The organism is Bacillus sp. 7884-1, assembly GCF_002272245.1.
In the GTDB taxonomy this organism is placed as follows: domain Bacteria; phylum Bacillota; class Bacilli; order Bacillales; family Cytobacillaceae; genus Neobacillus.
Genome location: NZ_NPDD01000129.1, coordinates 1 through 23,152 on the forward strand (window position 1 = coordinate 1; position 23,152 = coordinate 23,152).

The 23,152-nt window shown below is 39.1% G+C and carries 12 protein-coding genes, 1 pseudogene and 1 riboswitch; of the genes and pseudogenes, 10 read left to right on the top strand and 3 right to left on the bottom strand.

The annotated features are described in order from the left end of the window. Nucleotides 1-43 precede the first annotated feature (43 nt). The 6 genes and pseudogenes from CHI06_RS15385 (at nt 44) to CHI06_RS15415 (ending at nt 7,564) form a co-directional block, all read left to right on the top strand. Nucleotides 44-406: a VOC family protein gene (locus CHI06_RS15385; RefSeq protein ID WP_095249512.1), complete on the top strand. Its 363-nt coding sequence runs from the start codon at nt 44-46 to the stop codon at nt 404-406. Nucleotides 407-658: 252 nt separating this feature from the next. Further along, on the top strand, nt 659-1,747 hold the full coding sequence (locus CHI06_RS15390; RefSeq protein ID WP_095249513.1) for a GerAB/ArcD/ProY family transporter: 1,089 nt from the start codon (nt 659-661) through the stop codon (nt 1,745-1,747). Continuing rightward, nucleotides 1,744-3,155, top strand: a pseudogene (locus CHI06_RS15400) (spore germination protein). Before CHI06_RS15390 ends, CHI06_RS15400 begins: the two are co-directional and overlap by 4 nt. Next, a complete protein-coding gene (locus CHI06_RS15405; RefSeq protein ID WP_095249516.1) occupies nt 3,156-4,316 on the top strand; it encodes a Ger(x)C family spore germination protein in 1,161 nt (386 codons plus the stop codon). A gap of 514 nt (nt 4,317-4,830) precedes the next feature. Then, nucleotides 4,831-5,517, top strand: a complete 687-nt coding sequence (locus CHI06_RS15410; RefSeq protein WP_095249517.1) for a response regulator transcription factor — start codon at nt 4,831-4,833, stop codon at nt 5,515-5,517. Then, a complete protein-coding gene (locus tag CHI06_RS15415) occupies nt 5,492-7,564 on the top strand; it encodes a sensor histidine kinase (protein ID WP_095249518.1) in 2,073 nt (690 codons plus the stop codon). Before CHI06_RS15410 ends, CHI06_RS15415 begins: the two co-directional genes overlap by 26 nt. 403 nt (nt 7,565-7,967) lie before the next feature. On the opposite strand, the gene CHI06_RS15420 is transcribed toward CHI06_RS15415, so the two are convergent. Next, complete coding sequence (locus CHI06_RS15420; RefSeq protein WP_095249519.1) at nt 7,968-8,447, bottom strand: RidA family protein; 480 nt, start codon at nt 8,445-8,447, stop codon at nt 7,968-7,970. A 169-nt stretch (nt 8,448-8,616) separates the two neighbouring features. On the opposite strand from CHI06_RS15420, the gene CHI06_RS29785 reads away from it, so the two are divergent. Continuing rightward, nucleotides 8,617-8,784 (top strand): hypothetical protein, encoded by a 168-nt coding sequence (locus tag CHI06_RS29785; protein WP_179292639.1) that lies wholly within the window; start codon nt 8,617-8,619, stop codon nt 8,782-8,784. A 777-nt stretch (nt 8,785-9,561) separates the two neighbouring features. Here CHI06_RS29785 and CHI06_RS15425 read toward each other — a convergent pair. Next, on the bottom strand, nt 9,562-11,538 hold the full coding sequence (locus tag CHI06_RS15425; RefSeq protein WP_095249520.1) for a PxKF domain-containing protein: 1,977 nt from the start codon (nt 11,536-11,538) through the stop codon (nt 9,562-9,564). A gap of 19 nt (nt 11,539-11,557) precedes the next feature. Beyond that, nucleotides 11,558-11,641, bottom strand: a riboswitch (cyclic di-GMP riboswitch). 584 nt (nt 11,642-12,225) lie between these two features. Here CHI06_RS15425 and CHI06_RS15430 point away from each other — a divergent pair. Together CHI06_RS15430 and CHI06_RS15435 are read left to right on the top strand one after the other, a co-directional pair. Further along, nucleotides 12,226-12,801 (top strand): RNA polymerase sigma factor, encoded by a 576-nt coding sequence (locus tag CHI06_RS15430; protein ID WP_095249521.1) that lies wholly within the window; start codon nt 12,226-12,228, stop codon nt 12,799-12,801. Beyond that, the gene (locus tag CHI06_RS15435) at nt 12,798-13,553 is read left to right on the top strand and encodes an anti-sigma factor (protein WP_095249522.1); all 756 of its coding nucleotides are present in this window, start codon (nt 12,798-12,800) and stop codon (nt 13,551-13,553) included. The genes CHI06_RS15430 and CHI06_RS15435 overlap by 4 nt, the downstream gene beginning before the upstream one ends. A gap of 63 nt (nt 13,554-13,616) precedes the next feature. Here CHI06_RS15435 and CHI06_RS15440 read toward each other — a convergent pair whose 3' ends face one another. Next, nucleotides 13,617-14,144: a hypothetical protein gene (locus CHI06_RS15440; RefSeq protein ID WP_095249523.1), complete on the bottom strand. Its 528-nt coding sequence runs from the start codon at nt 14,142-14,144 to the stop codon at nt 13,617-13,619. Nucleotides 14,145-14,830: 686 nt separating this feature from the next. On the opposite strand from CHI06_RS15440, the gene CHI06_RS30930 reads away from it, so the two are divergent. Further along, complete coding sequence (locus CHI06_RS30930; RefSeq protein WP_179292640.1) at nt 14,831-22,987, top strand: S8 family serine peptidase; 8,157 nt, start codon at nt 14,831-14,833, stop codon at nt 22,985-22,987. The last annotated feature ends 165 nt before the right edge of the window (nt 22,988-23,152 follow it).

Genomic DNA, 23,152 nt, shown 5'->3' on the forward strand with positions numbered 1-23,152 from the left:
GGAACCGTCCCCATGGACTCGTTAGGAGGAATGCATTGTGAAAATGGAACATGTGGGGATTATGGTTAATGATATGGACGAGTCTTTAGCGTTCTATCAAAACATCCTCGGTTTAGAGTTAAGAAATAGAGAGTGGTTAAATGACAGTATTGAGCTTGCCTTTTTATTTTTTCCAGAGCAGCCGAGTGTAGAGGTTGAACTTGTCTACGGCGGCCCGGTCGAAAACGAAGGAATCGTGAACCACTTGGCCTTTACTGTTGAAAACATTGAAGCTGAGCTCGTACGCTTTAAAGAAGCAGGCGTCAAATTAATAGATGAAGAACCTCGAAGCATTTTAAATGGTACAGTAAAAATCGCCTTTTTCCAAGGTCCGAATGGTGAGAAGCTAGAACTAGTAGAAAGATAAGTGAATAGAGCAATAGGAGAACAAAAAAGAGGGGTATTTTCAATCACTAAACTAAGTAAGTGAGTGGTTCGCCGCTCTCTTTTTTTTGTGCTTTTTTCGATCTGAGTGAAGTCCGTGGAAGTCCGTGGGGACGGTTCTTGTGGACCAGATTAAACAAAAAAAGCCAGAAGAACCGTCCCCATGTCCCCCCATGTCCCCCATGCATAGGTTTTGCTCCTAAGATGAATAATATGGAAAAAAGGATATTGATACATGCAGAATACGTTAAGATTTATTTCTATCGTGTACACCATTTTGCTTTCTGTGGGCTTGTTTGCACATGTGGAGATCATTCCTTTCCTGTTAACGACAGCGAAAAGAGATTCTTGGATTAGTATCCTCGTAACGATTATCATTCTACCTTTATGGATTTACGTTCTATACAAGATTATCGCGATTGTAAACAAACGTTCCATCATACAGCTATTAAAGGATAATGGGAGCAAGCTTAGTTATTACCTCCTGCTATTACCATTAGCCATTTATATGCTGATTGATGCTTTTGTGACGGCGCAGGATATCATTTATTGGTCACAATTGAGCTACATGCAAGGATTTAACAGTTTTACACTGGCTCTTGTCTTACTCATTTTCTGTTTGCTATGTACGGAGTCTGGCTTGTTTTCCATTGGGCTCTTAAGCAGTATTCTTTGTCCCATCGTCATTTTTTTAGGATTTTTTATTTCGTTTGCCAATATGAAGAAAAAGTATTATGAACTGTTATTCCCATTGTTTACGGATGGCTATTTACCAATGACGAAGGGGCTCCTATATACTTCTTTACCCATCTTAGAGTTATTTATCATCATTTTTTTAACTCCGGTATTACAAAAGGCTGTTTCAAGAAAGCAATTATTCGTTGTTGGTTTATTAATCATAGGGTTAACGCTAGGACCTACGATGGCAGCGATTGTTGAGTTTGGACCTGAGCAGGCTTCTGATTATCGATATCCCGCTTATGAAGAGTGGCGCTTAATTTCCATTGGCCGATATTTTTCTCATGCGGATTTTTTTGCGATTTATCAGTGGCTTTCAGGTGGAGTGATAAGAATCAGTTTATTTGTATTCATCGCCTCTCGAATTCTTACGAAAGGAATGGCGAATGTAAAAATAGTAAGGATCCTATACGGTATCATTTTTATCGCTTGTATTTATCCATTTGATCAAAGTACATTCTCTACCATTATCTATGGATATTTCAGACCTCTGTCGTTCTTTTTATTAACCATACAAATCTCAATCTTGGCGTTATTTGTTGTGAAGAATAAACAGAAGTGGTCAGGAGGCAGGATCGAATCATGAATGAACATCTTTTCTCTTTTGAAAACCTGCAGAAGCTTTTCAACCATTCATCGGATATTGAAGTCAAAGAGGAGCATTCTGAGGGGAAATCCTCCATTTTTGTCTATTGTAAACCCTTAAGTGATACTAGTCTGATTCCCTCGTTTGTATTGCCCTCTATGGAAACTTCCAGCTCCATTTATCAATCTTTACAGATGGAGGTTATGAGTAAAAAGGAAGTCGATGCTGAAAAAATAGAGGAAGCAATTTTTTCAGGGAAGCTAATGGTGGTATCACCTGGAGATAAGATTATTTTTTATGATATTAGTAAATCTCCCACAAGACAGCCGGATGAGTCGGTGGCAGAGGTTTCCGTTCGTGGACCGAAGGATGGATTTGTTGAGGATATTACGACAAACCTTGGACTAATCCGCAAAAGGTTAAGACGAAATCTTTAGTGGTAGAAGATTACACGATCGGCAAAAGAACGAATACAAGAATTTCTCTCCTTTATATAAAGGATATTATAAATGGTGAGATTCTAAGAGATATACAAGGACGTCTTACGGCTTTAGACATTGATATACTAACAAGCACATCTATGCTGATGGAACATATTTTGGATAATAAATTTACGCTTATTCCTCTAATTGACTATACAGGTAGGGCTGACTTCGTCGCGGAAGCCGTCAATCAAGGGAGGTTTGCCATTATCGTGGATGGAGCGCCGACAGCGTTGATTGCACCGGTCAATTTGTCTTTTCTTTTTAAGACCCCTGAAGATGTTAATACGAGTTTTTATTATGCTTCAATGGAAAGAACCCTGCGTATTCTTGGTTTATTTACAACGACTTTTCTGCCTGGCTTTTATACGGCATTAATCACACATAATGTAGGGCAATTACCCCTCCCGCTCATTGCAACGATCACGGTTTCGAGATTAGGATTGCCATTTTCACCATTAATTGAAGTCTTACTCATGCTCGTCATGTTTGAGTTATTTAAAGAAGGGGGGGCACGCTTGCCAAAGGGAATTGGACAAACCGTTGCCGTTCTTGGAGGATTGATTATAGGTGATGCAGCCATTCGCGGTGGTATTACAGCACCGACCATGCTGGTTGTTGTTGGGGTTACAGCCATTTCTAGCTTTACTCTTGTTAATCAGTCTCTATCAGGTAACATTTTTCTCTTAAGAGTGTTCGTCCTACTCTTTAGCTACTTTATGGGGATTTATGGTTTTTTCATCAGCCTCATGTTCGTTTTTCTATATTTAACAAGGTTGAGGTCCTTTGGGGTTCCTTTATTAGCGGATATCTCTTCGCCAAAAGGTAAAGATATCCTCTATACTTTTTTCCGCATTCCGTTTTCATTCATGAAAAAACGGAATGCAGCTTTACATAATAAAGATGGCACGAGATCAGGTGAATAAATGAGAAAATTTTTATACATGATCTGTATTCTTACTGTTTTAACGGGTTGTGCTAAAATTCATGAAATTCAATTCCATGCCTATGCAGTCGGGATTGGAATTGACTATCAGAATGATGAATATCACGTGGTACTCCAGTTCCTAGATTTTTCAAATGTTGCCAAAACCGATCAAGGGAAAAGTGACCAGCCTGGCATTGTTTGGCTTGGCGAAGGAAAAGGAAAAACCGTTGAAGATGCGATTAATAAGATCTACCAGGGTATTCAAATTCCAGTAAATTACGACCAGTTAAGTGTATTTATTTTTGGAAAGTCTTTATTAGAAAACAGATTGAGTAGAACCGTAGAGGCGTTAGATACGAATTTCAATATCCGCCTAACGGGCTGGGTTTACGGTACGGAGGAACCGGTTGAAAAGATTTTTACCACGAAGGTTCCGTTTAATTATGCCTATACAAACGCTAGGATTGTTCAGCCAGAATACATGCAGCAGCAAGATTCTTCTATTCCAGCTTTGTCGCTGCAAGGACTTGTTTACCAACTACATGAACCAACCAAAACGATATTAGTGCCAAGTATATCTACAAATGATGCCATCATCTTGAAGGATCAAGATAAATTGCCTGTGACCATTTTTAATGGTGCTTATCTTTTGAAAGGGGAAAAATTGAAGGGGCACTTAACGGAAAAGGATCTTGAGGGTTTTATTCGGGTGAATAACAAATCAGTTCGGTCACCCGTCACTTTTAGTGAAAAAAATGCAGGCGAGGATGCATTGGTTCAAATCGAATTATTGAACCCAAAGATGAAAAGAAAGGTGAAGAAAGATCAAAATGGGGTACAGATTGGTTTAGATATAAAAATCTCTGCCATTGTTAGAGAATCAAGCAAAGGGATTCTCGCCCCAAGCGTCAAGAGACAGATTCAAGAAGACATACGTAAAGAAGTATATGCTGCCTATTTAAAAAGTCAAAAAATCGGCGGGGATATTTATCAATTTGAGGACTATCTATACCGATTTATGCACGATGATTGGAAGTCGCTTCAAACCAGCAGGAAATTCCCCACATTAAATAAAAATGACATCCATGTGGACATTGCACCATTAAAAAGCATAAATAAAATCAATGCTGGGTTCGATACGCTGCTTAATAATAAGTGAGACAGATGAGACAGGGGGAAGGACAGGGGGACGGTTCTTGTGGTCATGTTTAGATATAATTGCCAGGAGAACCGTCCCCATGTCCCCCCCCATGTCCCCCTTTAGTCCTCTACCATATTAATGGTAGAGGTCTTTTGTTTCATTTGGCCAAATCATAGTGTAGGAGAAAGGAACTGAAATTAGGAATTGCTAAAAATTGGGTGGAAATTTGAAATGCTTTGTCCATTCACTTCTCATAATCTCCTTCTTACCTGTCCTGCTGTAATAAAATTCAACAAAAAACTCACAAAACCCTGCAAAGAAATTTTCTTTTTTACAACTATTATAGCATTTGGTGGAGACCGTGGGGACGGTTCTTTTGGTCTCAAATGACCATGAGAACCGTCCCCACGGTCCTCGGTCCCCCACGTCCCCCTGGCGTAAATGCTAAGAAAATCTTAAGATTTATATATAGAGTTTTTTAAGATTTGATGGGTATGATGATTTTAGTAGCAAAAAAGGGGAGATATGATTCATGAACATATTGGTTTGTGATGATGATAAGGCAATTGTGGATGCGATTGGAATTTACTTGGAGAATGAAGGTTATCAAGTGTTTAAGGCTTTTGATGGCATTGAGGCTATCGAAATCATCGATCATCAGGAGATTCATCTTATTATTATGGATATCATGATGCCAAGGATGGATGGAATTCGAGCTACGATGAAGATTAGAGAGGATAATAAAATACCAGTGATCATGCTTTCAGCCAAATCTGAGGATTACGATAAAATTTTAGGATTAAATATTGGAGCAGATGACTATATCACCAAGCCGTTTAATCCATTAGAGCTCATCGCAAGAGTTAAATCACAGCTTAGAAGATATACATCTTTTGGAGGGCTTGAAACCAAGAGTAATGTCTATCAAACGGGCGGACTCATGGTCGATGATGAAAGTAAAACGATTACCGTTGATGGAGAGATTGTCCATCTGACACCGGTACAATATAAAATTGTAAGGCTTCTGACTGCCAACGCCGGAAGGGTTTTCTCCATCGAGGAGATTTATGAGAAGGTATGGAATGAAGCGGCTTTTAGTCCGGAAAATACGGTTACTGTTCATATCAGAAAAATTAGAGAGAAAATAGAAATCAATCCAAAAGAGCCAAAATATTTGAAGGTGGTGTGGGGAGTTGGATATAAAGTTGAAAAAATATAGTCACTCGATTACAACAAAAATTATCGTTTTTATGATCATGATTACCTGTTTTACAGGTGTCATTAAAGCATTTGTTGATGTTGAGGAAGTAAATGGTGGCGACCTTGGTATCGTTTTTGAAGAAAACTACTTTTTAAGCCAGGCATATGTGCGGGAAACGGAGAGTATTGTTAGCAATCTAACGAGACTTCTTGGGGAGTATAAGAGTGAGGAACATATTTTAAATGGCGGGAGTATTACGGAGGAAGAATTAAGAGCCGAAGAGGACCCCTTATTTTCAGACTTCATGTATCAATCCAAAAGTTATAATCCAAATGCTAGTGAAGCGGAAAACTATGAAAAGTTTAAAACCGAATATGCCGATAAAATCGCGAAGGCAAGGGATAGGCTGATAAAAAATGATTTAAGGGAATACCATTTACTAGTGCAGAGCCTAGAAGAGGTTGAGGCGCCAATGTATTATGCAAGTGATGGTGTGAATGAGTATACAAACACCAGTACAGCAAGAGAAAGGTTTAAAACGTATCCTTCCTATATGATGTTTGAGGAATATAAGAGAGACATATATCCAAAAGAAATAATTGAGAATGAACATTTCTATTGGATATCAGAAAGAATAGATGAGCTAGATCCGGAAGGCCATGTTGTTTCGATTGCTTTTACAAAGGGATTTTTAGATGAGAAAATAGAAGAATGGAAAGAAAATAAAGTCATTATTAAGGCTGTTTTTTACCGATTATTAGCGTTCTTAACAGGATTTATTTTTTCGTTTGTTTATCTGGTGCTTGTAACCGGAAGAAAGTCATTTAAGGATGAAGAGCTGCGCATGCATGCAGTTGATAAATTATATGTTGATTTGAATATCCTGCTTGGTATGGGTCTATTAATTATTTGGGTTGTTATGTTGGATGAGTTCACTTCCCCAAACATCGAGAAAATGGTGATTCCGATTACGATCCCGATTGCGGCAGCAGTGTTCGTGCTGATTCTATCGCTCGTGAAGCATTTCAAGAATGGGACGTTCTTCAGGCATACGTTTATTTATCGAATGTTCAGTAGGCTGTTTCAATTTGTAAAAAATGTTTATGATAGCGGTAGTGTTGGGGTAAAGACGGTATTGATTGTCATTGGGTATCCGATAGTGGTTGTGGCAACGTTTTTTATATTCCCGATAACCTTGGGTCTGGCAGCATGGATTGCTTTTAGGAGAGTTAAGTCATTTCAGGCCATTAAAGAAGGGGTAGAGAAGATAAAAGATGGAGATATTCATCATACCATTGATGTGGGGGGAAAAGGAGAGTTCGCGAGACTAGCCGCTAATATCAACAGCATCACCGATGGGTTAAATAAGGCAGTTGATAGCGAATTGAAAAGTGAGCGGTTAAAAACGGAGCTCATCACCAATGTATCTCATGATATCAGAACGCCTTTAACCTCGATTATCACCTATGTGGATTTATTGAAGAAGGAAAAGCTTCCATTAAAGGCAGAGGAATATGTCGAAGTACTGGATCAAAAGTCCAAAAGGTTAAAAATCCTGACCGATGATTTATTTGAAGCGGCTAAGGCTTCCAGCGGAAGTATTCCGGTTCAATTGGAGCGTATCGATATTGTCTCATTAATCACCCAGGGACTTGGGGAAGTCAGTGATAAAATAGAAGATTACGATTTAGCTTTTAAGTTCAATTATCCTAAGGAAAAGGTATACGTTGCAGCCGATGGAAAATTACTATGGAGATCCATCGAGAACGTCTTATCCAATATATTCAAATATGCCCTCAAAGGGTCACGGGTGTATATCGATGTCGAGGATTTAGGAAGTGAAGTGCTTCTCACCTTCAAGAACATTTCAGCGTACGAGTTAAATATTTCAGCAGACGAATTAATGGAGCGATTTAAAAGAGGCGACGAATCCAGAACAAGTCAAGGCAGCGGATTAGGACTGTCCATTGCAGAAAGCCTCATCGATATCCAAAAAGGGAAATTCACCATCCAAGTGGATGGAGACTTGTTTAAGTCGATGATCACTTTACCCAAATATAATTAAAAAGACCGTGGGGACGGTTCTTCTGGTCCAATCTCAATTGGACCATGAGAACCGTCCCTGTGGAAACCTGTGGAAACAAAAAGCTATAGTAATATTATTTAACAAGCGGGCGCTATTCTTTGAAATGGCGCCTTTTTGTATGGAAAGAAAGACAAGTAACCCTTATGATAGGATTCACTTATAGCAGAAAGGAAAATATCCCCTGAACGATTATCTTCAGCGTTAACAAGAGCTTAATACGCTTTAACTCAAAGTTAACATTACCATAAAAAGAAAAATTGTTACTTATTCCTAGTTCAATCTCACTGAAATATTACCCCTAAATTTTTACATAGGAAAATGAAGCGGGGAGCGTTCCGTTGAGTTAGAATTAAGATCCGTCCCCATGCTTCTCTCTAAGAAATCATCTGGTTCTATCCTCTTGTTTTACTGCAATGATAAAATCAATCTCAATCGGAGTATTACTAGGGAGTTCCGCTACTCCAACAGCTGCACGAGCATGATGTCCTTTCTCGCCAAAAATCTTATATAATAATTCAGAAGCAGCATCAAGAACTTTTGATGGTTCAAAAAAACCAGGTGCAGTCTGAACATAGCCTGTTACTTTTAATACTTGTTCAACCTTGTCAAGGCTGCCAATTGCAGCTTTTAAACTGCTAAGCCCTTTTAGCACACACATCTCTGCTAGTTCCTGAGCTTGTTCAATCGTAACCTCTCTACCTACTTTACCTTGAAAAGGAACTTCTCCATTTATTCTAGGTACTTGTCCACTAATGTAAGCTACACCTTGATGAATCATTACTGGTACATAATGGTAAAGAGGTGCAGTTGCTTCCGGTAATTCGATACCTAAATCTTCTAAACGTTGATCTATGTTATTCAATTTCTTGCTCCTCTCAAAATTGTTTTTTTCATGTAGATTTAAAAAAGTAATTTACTCCTTATATTCAAGAGGCGTTGTCAGAAATCCTTCAATTTATCATGTTCAGCATGAATAAAAAAATAACAATTTCTAAAACTAGAATCGATACTTTCTTAAGGAGGATTAACGAATGACTGACCAAAATCAATCTGCCATTGATCGGGGACGCAACATGACAAAACGTGGGGTTGAAGCAACAGGCGATGCAGCAAAAAATGTTATTGATACTGTTGAAGATGTTGGAAAAGCAGCAGTTGACCGTATTTCCAATGCCGTAAAGGATGTTACAGCAAGATAACTTGTTTTAGATTTCTGGTTCCTAGTATAGTAAATAGGTTCAAATAATAAAATCATACTAAGATTGGTAGTGCGGACCAAGGCATTGGTTAGCCTACCATTTTTTATATAGTAGAAGTGAAGCTTTGGAGTGGTCTTCCATAGCTTGTTGCTTCATATCAGGCCTTGGCGAGATGGTTTCTGGGGTTTCGAAGTCCGTTTTGGGAGAATACTATCCCTAATAGGTAGTGATTTCTAAGGACTTTCCGCCAATAAGGACGTGCATTTCACCTAAGACGAAATCAAAAAAAGCACCTATAAAGATGCTTTAATAGATATTAATTGGTTAACTTTTTTCTTATGATATTCATATTTAATTTTTAATTTATCTTTTGTTTTATGATCGAGACAACTATTAAGTAACTCCAGATGATAGTTCTTTCTTACTTTATGCCAACTGTATAGAATCTTATATCTTAATGACATATTTACTGCCCCCTATCTTCGAATTCTATATTGTTCGTCCGTGAAAGCGCAATCATGGGTGTCGTTTTTGAAAATTTACACCAAAAAACAAGGAGAAGACATATTGTAGCTTTTCTTTTCATTGCTCATTATTACGCCAATAAGCTGCACAAGTATTTATTTAAAAACAAGCCAGCAGGATCTAGTTCTTCTCGTATATGAAGGAAGGTATCTTATTATTAGGGACTAAAAAACTATCTGAAGTATAGGGAAATAACTGATAGTAGAAAAAAGGAATTAACCAATAAAGATTAATTCCTTTTTTTAATTTATACTATTTTAGACAAAATTTAACTTGTTGAGTTGTTTCGTCATCAAGTTTAATTGTGATTAGATAAGATCCTGGTGTTAGCCCTTTTGTACTTAAGTTAAAGATATATTGATTAGAGATTGGGTCATATCTAAATAAGTTTCCAGATGTGGATGCACTTGTTGAAACAGCCTCTGCTTCATTTCCAAGAACTTGATTGCTGTATTTTGCATAATAAATTGTTGCATTGGCAGTTGAAATAAAGGCACCTTGGGAATCAGTTAATTGGAATTTGACGGGAACCGTGCTGCCGGCTTTAAAAATACTGGAGCCGTCTTTGTTTATCGGTTGAAGAATTCCACTGAAATTGTAAACCACCGAATAATTTTTCACAACGGTATTCCCTGCTTTATCTTTAGCAGTAATTTTGTAAGTGCCCACTTTACTTGTATCCACTGTACCACTACTTTCAGTTGCAAGTCCGGATAAGTTATCACTTGCGCTCCAATTTACCACTTGATTTAGAGTAAATTGATCTCCATCATTAACGCTATCAAAAACAATAACTGGAGCGGTTTTATCAATATTAATGCCATACACTGTAGTTAAGGTATCATTATCAGCTTTATCAATAGCTGTACCTGTAACAGATTGGTCTGCACCTTCACCAAGTGGAACTGAACCTGTGTAACTTGCTACGCCAGATAATGTATCATTTGCTAAAAAGCTAACAGTGACATCATCATTATACCAGCCGTAAGAATTTGCCTCTCTATCAGGTTGGCCGCTAATAGTCGGATCAGTTTTATCAATATTAATGCCATACACTGTAGTTGAGGTATCATTATCAGCTCTATCAATAGCTATACCTGTAACAGATTGATTTGCACCTTCAACTAGTTTAACTGGATCTGTGAAACTTGCAACGCCAGATAATGTATCAGCTGCTTCAAAGCTAACAGTGACATCATTATTATACCAGCCGTAAGAATTTGCGCCCCTATCAGGATTGCCGCTAATAGTCGGATTGGTTTTATCAATATTGAGGGTAATACTACCGGAACCAACATTACCTGCATTATCCTGGGCATTTCCAGTAATTATCTGATTCTCTCCTTCTGTGCTCACTGTTACAGGTGGATCAAATGATGCAACACCTGATCCATTTAAATCAGAAGCAGCAAAAGAAACTACCACATCTTTGTTATACCAACCGTGCGTGTTAGCTTCGCTATCCGCAATTGGAGTTACTAATGGGTTAATAGTGTCATAGAAATAGGTAAAGATTACTGGTGTGCTTTCATTGCCGGCAGCGTCCTTTGCGGCAAGAGTTACAGAATTGATACCTTGTTTTGAAGCTGGTAAGGCTAAAACATGTGATCCAGATGTAAAGGAACCTTGTGATACGCCATTGACAAACACTTCAGCTGCTTCGTCGAGATTAAATTGAAACGTGCCGGGCAGAGTGTTGGCATTGTAAAAACCGTTAATTTGGTTAGTCAATGATACAATTGGTGCTATTGAATCTCCTGCTGGGGGAGCCTGGACGACATTAATTGTAACAGTGTCATATTTTTCATCTACTACTTTGTCATTTCCAGATAAATCAGTAGAGGACATAACGACTCTCGGTGTAACAGTTGCGGCAGTGGTATTTGGAATAGTGTACTCAAGCTGTAACTGTTTTTTTACATTAAACTCATTGGCATTGAAGAAAACAGTTTTTACAGGATTGCCCTCAAAGTTAGCAGTTACGGTTACTGCACTTGTAGAATGATTTTCAGAGCCGAACTGAGATACATGAATGTTTACAGGCACTAAAATGGTTTCTCCAGGTTTTCCGGAAATTATCCCTCCTTGTTGAGCAACTAATTCGGCAACAAGTTCTCCTTGGGCAAATGCAGCCCCAATTGGTAATAAGCCAGATACTGAAAGAGTAAGAACAGTTACAGCACCGATTATTGCTTGCTTCTGAAACTTCTTCTTCGTTCTTTTTAACATAAAATACACTCCTCTTAATGATTTAGAGGGCCGGTTACACTAGTAGCTTCTTATAGCCAAAGTGTCCAATTAAAGGCTATAATTCAACGCTTCCCCATTATTGTAGGTGGTTAGACATATCACGGCTTGTTCAATATATCGAACACCTATCATGGGAATAATTATAATTTAAACAATAGGTAAAAAATACTATTTCTATTCGACAATATTAAAATTAAATCGACAAAAATAGCTAAATTTAAAAATATTAGTTTTAAAAAGAAGAATGCTCAATGATCCGAAAAATGCGGAAATTACATCAAAGGCTATATAGATTTTTGAGGATGCCAAACCATATTTGACTAACGTCTGAAATGGTTAAATAAAAACCGCCGTTTAACCTTGTGGGGTGAACCGTACCATAAGTAATTGAGGTTTTTTTTGATATGGATTTCAGATCAAAAGGAAGGAATCTTATCTTAAGGATAATTGATAGTGGAAAAAAAGGAATTAACCAATAAAGATTAATTGCTTTTTTTAATTTATACTATTTTAGACCAATTTGAATTTTTTGAGTTGTTCCGTCATATACCTTACACCATTCACTATCCTAAAAACTTTATAAAATACAAAACTGATTTTCTTTTCTGTTCGTTTCTATTAAATATAAAGGAATCAGAGAAAAAACGAGGAGGGTTTGCTTTCTTTATGCAAAAAAAGAGTGATGCAGAATTGATGCAGTTAATTAAGGAAAAATACCGACCTGCATTAGAAGAATTATATGATCGTTATATTAAACTTGTATATTCCTTTAGTTTAAATTCGACGAAGGATCCCGATAAAGCCAAAGTCATCGTACAAGCTGTCTTTATGCGGATATGGACCACTGAGAATGGCTACAAACCCGAGAAAGGTCAGTTTGTGAATTGGCTGCTAACGATTACAAGAAATATCACTATTGACCATCATCGTAAGGAAAAAAGGGAAAATGTCTTCGTCGCAATCGAACAGGAGCAATTGGAGCAAATACCAGAAAATCCAGCCAATAATCCTGCTGAAATCGTCTCAAGAAAGCTGCTTAGAGAACAAATACAAAAAACTTATCAATATCTTTCAAACAATCAAATCGAGCTTATTCAATGGCTGTATTGGGAAGGCTATACTCTTCGCGAAATAGCTGAAATGAAACAGGAACCACTTGGCACGATTAAAAGCCGGCTGCATCAGACTCTTAAAATCTTAAGAAATCACATGGTAACGGAGATGGGAGGAATGAATAAATGACGATCGATTACAGCTGTTCATTTTCCAATGAAATAGTCTCTTATTTACTTGGAGAAATAACGGAAGAAGAAAAGATTCTATTCGAGGAACACCTTTTTCACTGTTCGTCATGTCGTTTGGAAGTCCAAGAGATGCAGGAGGCGTGGAAATTGATCCCTTTTAAAATGAATGATGTGGAGGTACCGTCAGATTTAAAGGAAGAAGTGATGAATTTTATTTTTGAAGCCGACAATTCTCTTACTATCAATCAGATGGAGAAAACCCAAAAGGCTCAAATAAAACCTAACGGGCGTATTCGTAAATCCCTATATGGGGTCGCAGCAGCTGCCTTTCTTCTATCTTTTGGAGGGGTCATTTGGAATAATCTCCAGCTTAGGCAGGAGTTGACGGAAGTGAAAGAAAATACATTGTCCCCGACTGATGTGGTTCAAGTTTATTCATTAAAATCAGCTGACCCAAACGTAGATTCAGCCAAAGGAAATGCTTTGGTTTACATGCATGGTGATCAACAACAGATCGTTTTTAAGCTTCAGGGCCTTTCCTCTACTAAAGGTTCTGAGGCTTACCAGGTATGGCTAATCCATGGTGGACAACGAAAGAGTGCGGGTACATTCCATGTTGATAAAAATGGAAACGGCTTCCTAACCTATGTGTTAAATGAACATGACCCAGCTATTGAGGCAATCGGAGTTTCGCTCGAACCAGATGCCAATGGTACCCAGCCTCGCGGAAAAAAGGTGCTAGGTTCATAAACGGAAATACCCATGATTCACGAAAATGAGTCATGGGCATTTTTTTAGTATGATAGTCTTGGATTATTTTTTGATGCTATTTGTAGGTGATGTAATCACCCAGCCAACAGGTGCACCGCCAATAGGATGTGTCAATGTCCTTCCTTCTATCACAGCAGGAACTGTATTTGGAACAATACTTCCGTTCGTACTTACATTATTGTAAATGCTTCCTTGGTTAACATCCTTATCTTTAAAGCTAAACATAACTGGTTTATTAAATTTGGCAATAATCTCATTTGTCTTTGCATCTAATACTCTAAAGGCAAAATTCATGATAACAGTTTCTCCGGCAGGAGCATGAGCCTGGAAGTGATCGTTATCCCCCTCAAGTACTTGAAATATAACATCAGTCGTAAATGTCCCCTCTGGAATATCAATTTTTATCCCACTACGACTAATTTTTGCAGCTTCACCTGCTTCAATTTTCTTTTCAGCCACAACTTTAGCAAATCCGAATTGCGTAAAATCAGTTGCTGCAAGTACAGACACACCAAACAAAAGCATAGAAATTAATGACATAATTGTTACAAAGGTAAAACGATTTTTCATTTACTACATCTCCTTTTTCCCCAAATGGCCTTTCGTTAAAGGTAACGAATTATTGTCCAATTCGGTTCGACAGAAATTGTAATATTGTAAAAAAAAATATATTGAAAAATCCGCATAAATTGACCTATATCACAAAGGGAAAATTTTTAGAATTAATATAACCACTTAATTCTAAACTAACAATTTTAAACCTTACTTTGTTACATCACGGTGAACTGTATCATAAGTAGATCAGGTTTTTCTATATTTTTTTTTATTTAATTGTTGTTTAACCCCGTAGTGAGGGCAGACTGAGGAGGCTCACCGGTGAACCCCCTAAAAGGGAGAGGATTTCGCAAAAATCAACACTAAACAATAATACAGCCATAAAATTAGTAATATACCAAAACACGAATTTTTCCCCAACTTTTATTTTTGTAAAAATCTGAGTGAAACAAAAGAAATAGGTAGAATTCTTAACTTTCTATCGTCCAATCCCCAAAAAATCCTATCATTTTGCACGAAATTCCCCCAATGTACTGTCCATTTACCCCCAAGTATAATTTAAGTAGAAAGGTAATTGTCGAAATATTTTAAAGTTTATTTAAATTTGTCTTATAAGAGGGAAGGTGAATGGAGGAAATAAAGTATTTGCTCTATCTATTAAAGTTATGAAAGGATATGAATCATGTATGAGGCATCGTAAAATGAACAAAATGTTCAAGTCAATATTGCTTTCAACTTTTATTCTGTTAAGCAATACCGTTCCGACGTTTGCCATGACAGGCGGAACATATGCTACCGAATCTTTAAACACTGGTCATTCTACCGAAATAGGTAGTAATAGCAACCTTGGCTTGGATCAGGCGCAACAATTACAGAACTTATATTTGGAAAAGCTTCAGTTTGATCCGAAGCTGCTAGATTCGTCAAAACAACTAGATTTAATTGTACAATTTGATGTTGATCCGGCGGCAATCCAAATGCTGAATCAAAAAGCTGGTGTTAACACAGTCTCTGTTAATCAACAAAGCACATCTGTTGTCACACTTGAAAGCGCTGAGGCAGCTGTCACTCAAACTCACAGCAATTTTAAGAGTTTCGTAACTAATGAGTCTAGAGCTTTGAAAGATGCTGGTGTAACTGAAACTATTAAAATAGGAAAAGAGTTTACTCAAGTATTTAACGGCCTAGCTGTTAAAATGCCTAGTAAAGCCCTTAATGATATGTTGGCACTGCCATATGTAAAGAGCGTTTATCTCAACGTTAAGTATGCGCCAATTCCTGCTACACAGGTGATTGACGCTCCAGCGAGCGTTACAGGTGACGGAAAGGTTTCTGAACAACAAAAGAACCCAGATTTGTTACCTGTTATACCTAAGAATCGTAGTAACGTACAATCAACTAGCGCTACTTCTGATAGCCCTGCTATATCAGGAAATTCAATTCAGCCGCAAACTGTTCCTGTTCCAGCACCAGGTCCAGAAGGCCCACAATCGGGTGAAACAGCCGTTCTTGATTGGTTGAAAATCCACGATCTTCAAAATGAAAACATTACAGGGAAGGGCGTAAAAGTCGGCGTTCTTGACACAGGGCTCGACTATAACCACCCAGACCTTGCTGGTTTATATCAAGGTGGTAAAGATTTTATAGACAATGATAACGACCCGATGGAAACGGTATATCCTGACTGGTTGGCTGCGAAGAATGCGAATGATGCGCTTCCGCCTGAACAGAGAGATCCAAACTTCCCGACAGATTACCGTCATTATATTACTTCACACGGAACTCACGTTGCCGGTACCATTGCAGGCCAATCACGTAACAGCTCTCCATATGCTCTTAGAGGTGTTGCGCCTGAAGTGGAGTTATATGCTTATCGTGTTTTAGGTCCTTATGGTGGTAGTGATGAGTCTGTTCTGGGCGGAATCGAACAATCCTACAAGGATGGGTGTCAAGTGATTAACCTATCACTTGGTGCGAATTATAATGATTCGTTATCTTCTAATTCTGTTGCGATCAATAACATTACTGACCTTGGCGTAACGGCTGTTATCGCTGCGGGCAACGCCGGTCCAGGCGCTGGCACATTGGGAACCCCGGGTGCGGCTGCTAAGTCGATTACGGTCGGAGCGATTACGTACCCGAAACAAGTTCCAACATTCGATATTCATTCAAATGGTGCAACTGAACAAGATTCATTTCCAATAATTAATACTCGTTTGATTGGAAGGGATTTTACGGAATCCAATACTAAGCTTAGCGGTTCGACTCAGTACGACATTGTCGATGCTGGATACGGTACTCCTGCTTGGTACGATAATCTTAAAAATAAAAATATCAGCGTTGCAGATAAAGTTGTACTAGTAAAGCGTGGTGCTGCGTCTGTCAACCAGCTTATGATGTATGCAGCTGAACAACAGGTTAAAGCCATGATTTTGTGGAATCCGGCCGACAATCCTGATCTTCTCGTGGATGAACAAGGCTACTATCCATTTTATCCGGGTCCAGTAGGCGGTACAGTCTACACGTTGCAAATAAGCAAGAATGACGGAACAAACTTCTATAATGCTGTTAAAAGCGGTACGATTAAGAAGATCTCTGTTACGAATGCAGGCAACTACATGATGGGCGGAAATACGCTTGCTGCCTTTAGCTCGACAGGTCCAGTTTCAGGTTCGTTGGCAATCAAGCCTGACGTTGTTGCGCCAGGTGTCGATGTTTTCTCGACTGCGCCTTTTGATATTGTGGAACCAACTAACACAGACTATACGAATGCCTACCAAACGATGTCGGGTACATCAATGGCAACTCCTCATGTTGCCGGAATGGCTGCATTGATTTTGTCGGCTCATCCGAACTATAAGCCTGAGGATGTTAAAGCCGTATTGATGCAAACCGCAGACCCTATTAGCACTCAGCAAAGTCTATTTCAAATCGGTTCTGGTAAAACGGATCCTTATCAAGCTGTGCATACAAATATGCTATTTAAGGTAAAGGACTTTATTCAATCACGCTCGTCAACTGATGAGTCATCCAGTTCTAATATTATTAGCGTAGAAAATACAACAGCTTCATTTTCGTTTGGCTATACTGCGCGTGAAGAAGACGGCTCTGTTAAGAAGACAGGCGACTTGTATATCACCAATAACGGTGCTGCTGCTAAAACCTTCGACACCAACAGCGTTTTCTTCAAGGATACGTTTTTGAAAAACGGACAAGATGGTGCAAAAGAAGGCGCTAAAATTAGTTTAAGTGATGCGGCATCTCCTGCAACAGAATTAACTTCGATCACTGTTCCAGCAGGTGGCACGGTTCATCTTCTAGCAAAATTCACTATGCCTGCTTCGGCTGCAAGTGGATACTACGAGGCGTATATTAATTTTGATAATCCAGCTAGCTCTACTGAAACCTATCGTATTCCTCTTGCGATTAACGTTCAAAGTAGAGGTATAGATTTCAAGGTTGAAAGAAAAGCATTTACACTTGGCGGAAAGAAGAACTTTAATCCTAATACGTACGCCGTTCTACCGGCAGCCTTTGCAGGAGTTAGAGTGAAAAGTCCGATTGACCCAACTTACGGCCTTAGACTTTATGTTATGGACATAACAGGCAGTAATTATATAGGTTTTGCCGGTTCCTATAGCGCTTCTAGCTTTATTCTTGGGGATTTAAGACATTTAGCTTTTATGCTAAACGGAGTTTACAACCCATATCCGGCTCCTATTTCCAAGGATGATCCGAATCTGACAGTGAAGCTGACCCAACAATCGTCACAGACAAAAGTAACGGATGAAGGCGGATACGTCATTCAGGCTCGTGCCATAGACGCTTCTACTGGAAAGCTTTATGAATTAAACAGCTCAGTTTACGTTGATAATACAGCCCCGACAGTGCAAATGGATGCAGGAAGCGAACCGGGCATTTATGAGATTGACCCTAACGGTCCTTTGACAGACGGCGGGTTAAAATGGTTCTCAGGAAAAGCTTACGACTCAAACGTTGATTATATGAAGAATGTTGGTAAGGAAACATCCGTTCCTAAACCACCAGTCTATGACACCGATACGAACGTGAGCCAATCTTTGGGTAGAATTGACGGTATGCTAGGAGATTCAAACTCTGCACCGTATGTCAATTACTTCCTGGACTTAAATGAGGACGGAACATTTAAATTTGGTATATCCAAAGATGACGTCGTGAATACGGATGCTGACCCTGAAAAAGAAAACTGGGGGACAATGTTCAGAATTTACCCTGAAGATTATTCGTATGCAGGAAATCTTGAAACACAAGGAAAATATTATTACTTTGTGAAAAAAGGCAACGAGTACGTCGTAAACAGATTTAAACGTTTGGAAACACCAGGATCGACAACATTAAATGGGATTGATCCTGCTTTCCTTGTTGACAAAACATTAGTCTCCAAAGGAGATAACTTTCAATCAACGTTGTCCATTAAATATCCTAAAAATGTGGTAGGCGCGAAGTTCTATATCGATGAGCTTCCGTTTACAGAAATTAAGAATATTGACTTTAGTGCACCATACAAAGCATTTTTAGCATCTAAAGGAATTACAACAGATAAAAGTTGGATTCATCAAGACCTAGACATCAATGGTGATTTTATGTTCCATTTCAATCTACCTGCAGCTGTTCAAGCCCAAGGTGTATTGAATACAGCAGATACTATTGAAGAGGGCATTGCACAGGAACTGCCTATCCTAGATATCACTTACAAAGTGACGAACGATGCCGGATTAGATACCGTATGGCTTCAAGGATCGGCTAATATTCCGGAAATCACCACGTACAGCGGTGGTACGACAGGAATTGATCGTGTCCCAACCTTCCTTGATAAATTTCTTTACGTTAAAGGCGGGGCATCAATCAGCGGCAATATTCAACCAGAAGGATTCCAATCCTATCCGACATCTAGTGTATACGGTAGAACGACACCGATAACGGCTGATGGCTCAGGCGTCGAGATTACATTTGAGGATCCGAATGCAGGCGGTATTACAACCGAATTGCCAATAGCGCAAGATCCTACTGGCAGTGCTTCAAGGGAAAACCCAGGCATCAATCACGTTGGCATATTTACAACAGAACTTCCGATGCCGGCTGGTAGTAAGCCGTACAATTTTACAATGAAAATGCCGGGGCATTTAACTTACTATGGAACTTTAGCGATGAACAGCTCAGGACAATATGGTTATGCAGCAGGAGGAAACTTTAAAGTTCCTTATGGTGTTATGCTTGCGGGTGATGTGAACGGCGATGATGTGATTGACATGAAAGACATCGAGGCGGAAGGTGCTGCTTACAATGCCTATGTGGCGACACCGTCAACTTACACAAGAGCAGCCGATTTAAACTTTGACGGCGTCATTGATTACAATGACTTTGCTTACATTGTCAAAAACTTCGGCAAATACAATACAACGGCTCCTAATGCAGCAGCTTTAGCAGGAACTATAGTAACAACTACGAGTGCAGAGATTCAGTTAACCGGATTTAATACGATACCAAGCGGTTCGGATTTAACTGCGTTTAACTCTGTCGTAAAACCAGTACCATATATCAAAACAAACGATCCAAATGCTTTCGTAAATTACGGAAAAGTAAATCCGTTTCAATTGTTTTCTGTCGTTTACAAAACGCCAGACCCAGCAACAGGCGCTTCTACAGTTACACAAATAGAAGATGCCGCTTGGAGGGCTGCTTTAGACGGCGCTGGCGGACAAATCCTTATTGATGGCGTTGACCGTAAAGCAGCTACGAATGTATATAATGGCGCTACCGTTAATTCGATTGTTAGCAAAGTTGTATCTGGCAAAGGACAATACGAATTTGATCCATCGTTGTTCGCAACATCTGGAGTTCACACGATTGTGTTTAAAGCTCCGGGCTACATGGATCGCACTTTGAAATTTAAAATGCAAGATGGTATCGGTAATAGCTTTAACCTATTTGCACCGAATAATGTTGCAACAATTGGAAAAGCGTTAACATTTAGTCGTACGGATGGAACAGGATCAACAGCTGCCCACTGGCGTGATATTTGGCAGCCGAATATTACGTCAATAACTGTAACAGATCCAGACAATAATGTTGTTGCAACCTATAAGGGAACTGAACTTGCAGCGCTCTTTAACCAAGTGACGCCGCCAAACGCAACAACATTTAACTTTACCATCCCGGCAGGGGTTTTCTCGACACCTTCGAAACAGGTCGGACCATATATGTATGATTGGAATATAAAAATAGAAGCGAACAATTACTCATCGTATACATTTGCACAAAGAATTAATGCTGTCGCGGCTCCATCGTTGACAGCCGAACCGAATCGATATTTTAATGATAGCAATTCAAACCCAATTTCTATTGGAGTTGGAACTACAAACGATTCACAAGCGTGGAGAGATGCGATTACAGCCGTGCAAGTTGGCAGTACTACGATTACGAGAGAGGAATTTGTAACAAAAAACATCACGATAGGTGCTCCTGGAACACCTATAAAGATTGATAAATCGCTGATTACAGCTCCAGGGAGCATCACGATCAACGTGATCGCAACAAATTACCAAACTGTGAAAGTAGATCAGCCTTTCTACAAGCAAGGTATAGCACTTACAAAACCGGCAGGTACAATCTACGCAGGACAAGAACTAGTGATGACATTTACTCCTGGTACAGCAGCATCTGATTGGCTATCTGCAATAAAGACTACTGGCAATATTAAATTTAGCGGAAATACAATCAAGACTAGAGTTGTCATTGATGAAACAGCAGGAACAGTAACGATTCCATATGATTTGGTAAGAACTGATGGTGGTGGTGCAGTTTCAAGGAGTTTAGTTGTTACAGCTCCAGGTTATGCTGACAATAGTGTGACTGCAACTGTTACACCGCAAACAGCGCCTGCACTTACGCTTTCCACACCTGCAGGAACACCGCAGTATGGCGACACCATTTCTTACACGATAAACGGTGATGATAATCCGTTGTGGAGAAGTTCAATTTTCCTTGCGTCAACGTCAGATCTAACGATAGACAATGGCGATGTTACAATTCAAAATACAACGGTAAAACCTTTTGTAACAACATCTGTAACAAATGGTACAGGGGCAGTAACGATTGACGGAAATGCTACACAGTCGAATACGGCTGCAGGTAATAAGAGCATAAAGTTCAAATCGCCTTATTTTACACCTATTACCATTGCTCAACCATTTGCTCAAAGAACAGCACCAACGCCTACTTTGACACCAAGTGGTGTTAGCAAGCCGGTCATTATGACTGTACCGAACAATGCTGAAAACATGAGATGGGCAACTGCTGCAAAGGCAGTTTCAGGTGATATTACGGTAGGAGGAGTATCGGTTAAAGCGGATACAACAATATCGTCAGATGATAGCAATATCACGCTTACACTACCAGGTACGGCGTTTCCAGCGACAGGAAATATTGAGATTAAATTTAAAGCGTATTGCTATCCTGATACGACCGTAACTCAAGTAGTTAAGAGCAACCCGCCAGTGTTTGCTTCAAAAATTGCTTATATTCAAGAATCAAAACCAATTACTATTAAGTATGGACAGGATTCAGCATGGCTTGCAGCCGCGCCAGTTATTTCGATGAATGGCAAAGTAGTTGATCCTAGCAAATACACGCTTTCAGCTACGGAATTTACCTTTGTTGACAGATCATTGTTCGATGCACTAGGTGATTATAAGTTTACCATTTCCGCGCCTGGTTATCTCGATGCCACATTTGATATTTTCGTAAGTGACGAATTGGCATACTTGATCAGGGCAACAACGGACAGCAATGGTTCGATTAACCCGAACGGCTGGGTTTCTGTGGATCACGGAAAAGATCAAACGTTCACGATTACACCGAATATCGGTTATGAGGCTGCTACGTTGAAGGTTGACGGTGTGGATGCAACGCTAACAAGCGACACGTACACGTTAACTAACGTAACTGGCAATCATACGATCGATGTAACGTTCAAGCTTCAAAAATTTAAAGTTAACTTCGATAAACAGGATGGTAGTTCAGTAGAAAGTGCGACAGCAGAATATAACACTACCATTACAGCTCCAACAGTACCAACCAGAACTGGATATGCATTCCTTGGTTGGTATAAAGATTCTGCAGGTAAAACAGCATGGAATTTTACGACAGATCAAGTGACAGAGGTTACAACACTTTACGCGAAATGGGCAGCTGGTGTAGAAAACAATGGGCATTACAACAAGGATGTGATCATTACCTTTAATGAAGCAACTGCTAAATTAAATGACAAAGATTACACAAGCGGAGCGGCAGTTACGAGCGAGGGTAGCCACACATTAGTCGTAACGGACGCAGCTGGAAATGAAACAACTATCCAGTTCACCATTGATAAAACGGCTCCAGTTGTAACGGGCGTAAGCAACAATGGTCTATATAATCATGATGTAACTGTTTTATTCAGTGAAGGAACGGCAACATTAAATGGTGATGCCATATCAAATGGAACCGTTGTAAGTAAGGAAGGAACCTATACTGTAAAAGTAACAGATAATGCTGGAAACGTAACAACTGTGAAGTTCACGATTGACAAAACAGCTCCGACTGCACCAATAGTAAATAAAGTAACTACAAAGACTACAAAAATAACTGGTAAAGCTGAAGCAGGCTCCACAGTTGTAATCAAAGTAGGCACAAAAATAATTGGAACTGCAACAGTTAATAAAGATGGCAATTACACTGTATCCATTGAAAAACAAAAAGCAAGCACAATCCTATACGTAACAGCGAAAGACGAAGCTGGCAACGTAAGTGCTGCTACAAAAGTAACTGTTACGAAATAAAATCATTTAATTGTAAACAAATAGGCATCCGAATGATTCCATTCGGATGCCTATTTGTTGTGTAATAATGATTCAAGTTTTTTAAAATAATCTATCGAAATATGCGTTTTTTTAATAAATTATTCAATTTTACCCCAATTTACAATATTACGAATAAATTGGATA

What these genes read in the sequence shown, in the direction of transcription:
- CHI06_RS15385 (WP_095249512.1), top strand. Translation starts at nt 44, where the DNA reads ATGGAACATGTGGGGATTATGGTTAATGATATGGACGAGTCTTTAGCG.
- CHI06_RS15390 (WP_095249513.1), top strand. Translation starts at nt 659, where the DNA reads ATGCAGAATACGTTAAGATTTATTTCTATCGTGTACACCATTTTGCTT.
- CHI06_RS15405 (WP_095249516.1), top strand. Translation starts at nt 3,156, where the DNA reads ATGAGAAAATTTTTATACATGATCTGTATTCTTACTGTTTTAACGGGT.
- CHI06_RS15410 (WP_095249517.1), top strand. Translation starts at nt 4,831, where the DNA reads ATGAACATATTGGTTTGTGATGATGATAAGGCAATTGTGGATGCGATT.
- CHI06_RS29785 (WP_179292639.1), top strand. Translation starts at nt 8,617, where the DNA reads ATGACTGACCAAAATCAATCTGCCATTGATCGGGGACGCAACATGACA.
- CHI06_RS15425 (WP_095249520.1), bottom strand. Translation starts at nt 11,538, where the DNA reads ATGTTAAAAAGAACGAAGAAGAAGTTTCAGAAGCAAGCAATAATCGGT.
- CHI06_RS15430 (WP_095249521.1), top strand. Translation starts at nt 12,226, where the DNA reads ATGCAAAAAAAGAGTGATGCAGAATTGATGCAGTTAATTAAGGAAAAA.
- CHI06_RS15435 (WP_095249522.1), top strand. Translation starts at nt 12,798, where the DNA reads ATGACGATCGATTACAGCTGTTCATTTTCCAATGAAATAGTCTCTTAT.
- CHI06_RS15440 (WP_095249523.1), bottom strand. Translation starts at nt 14,144, where the DNA reads ATGAAAAATCGTTTTACCTTTGTAACAATTATGTCATTAATTTCTATG.
- CHI06_RS30930 (WP_179292640.1), top strand. Translation starts at nt 14,831, where the DNA reads ATGAACAAAATGTTCAAGTCAATATTGCTTTCAACTTTTATTCTGTTA.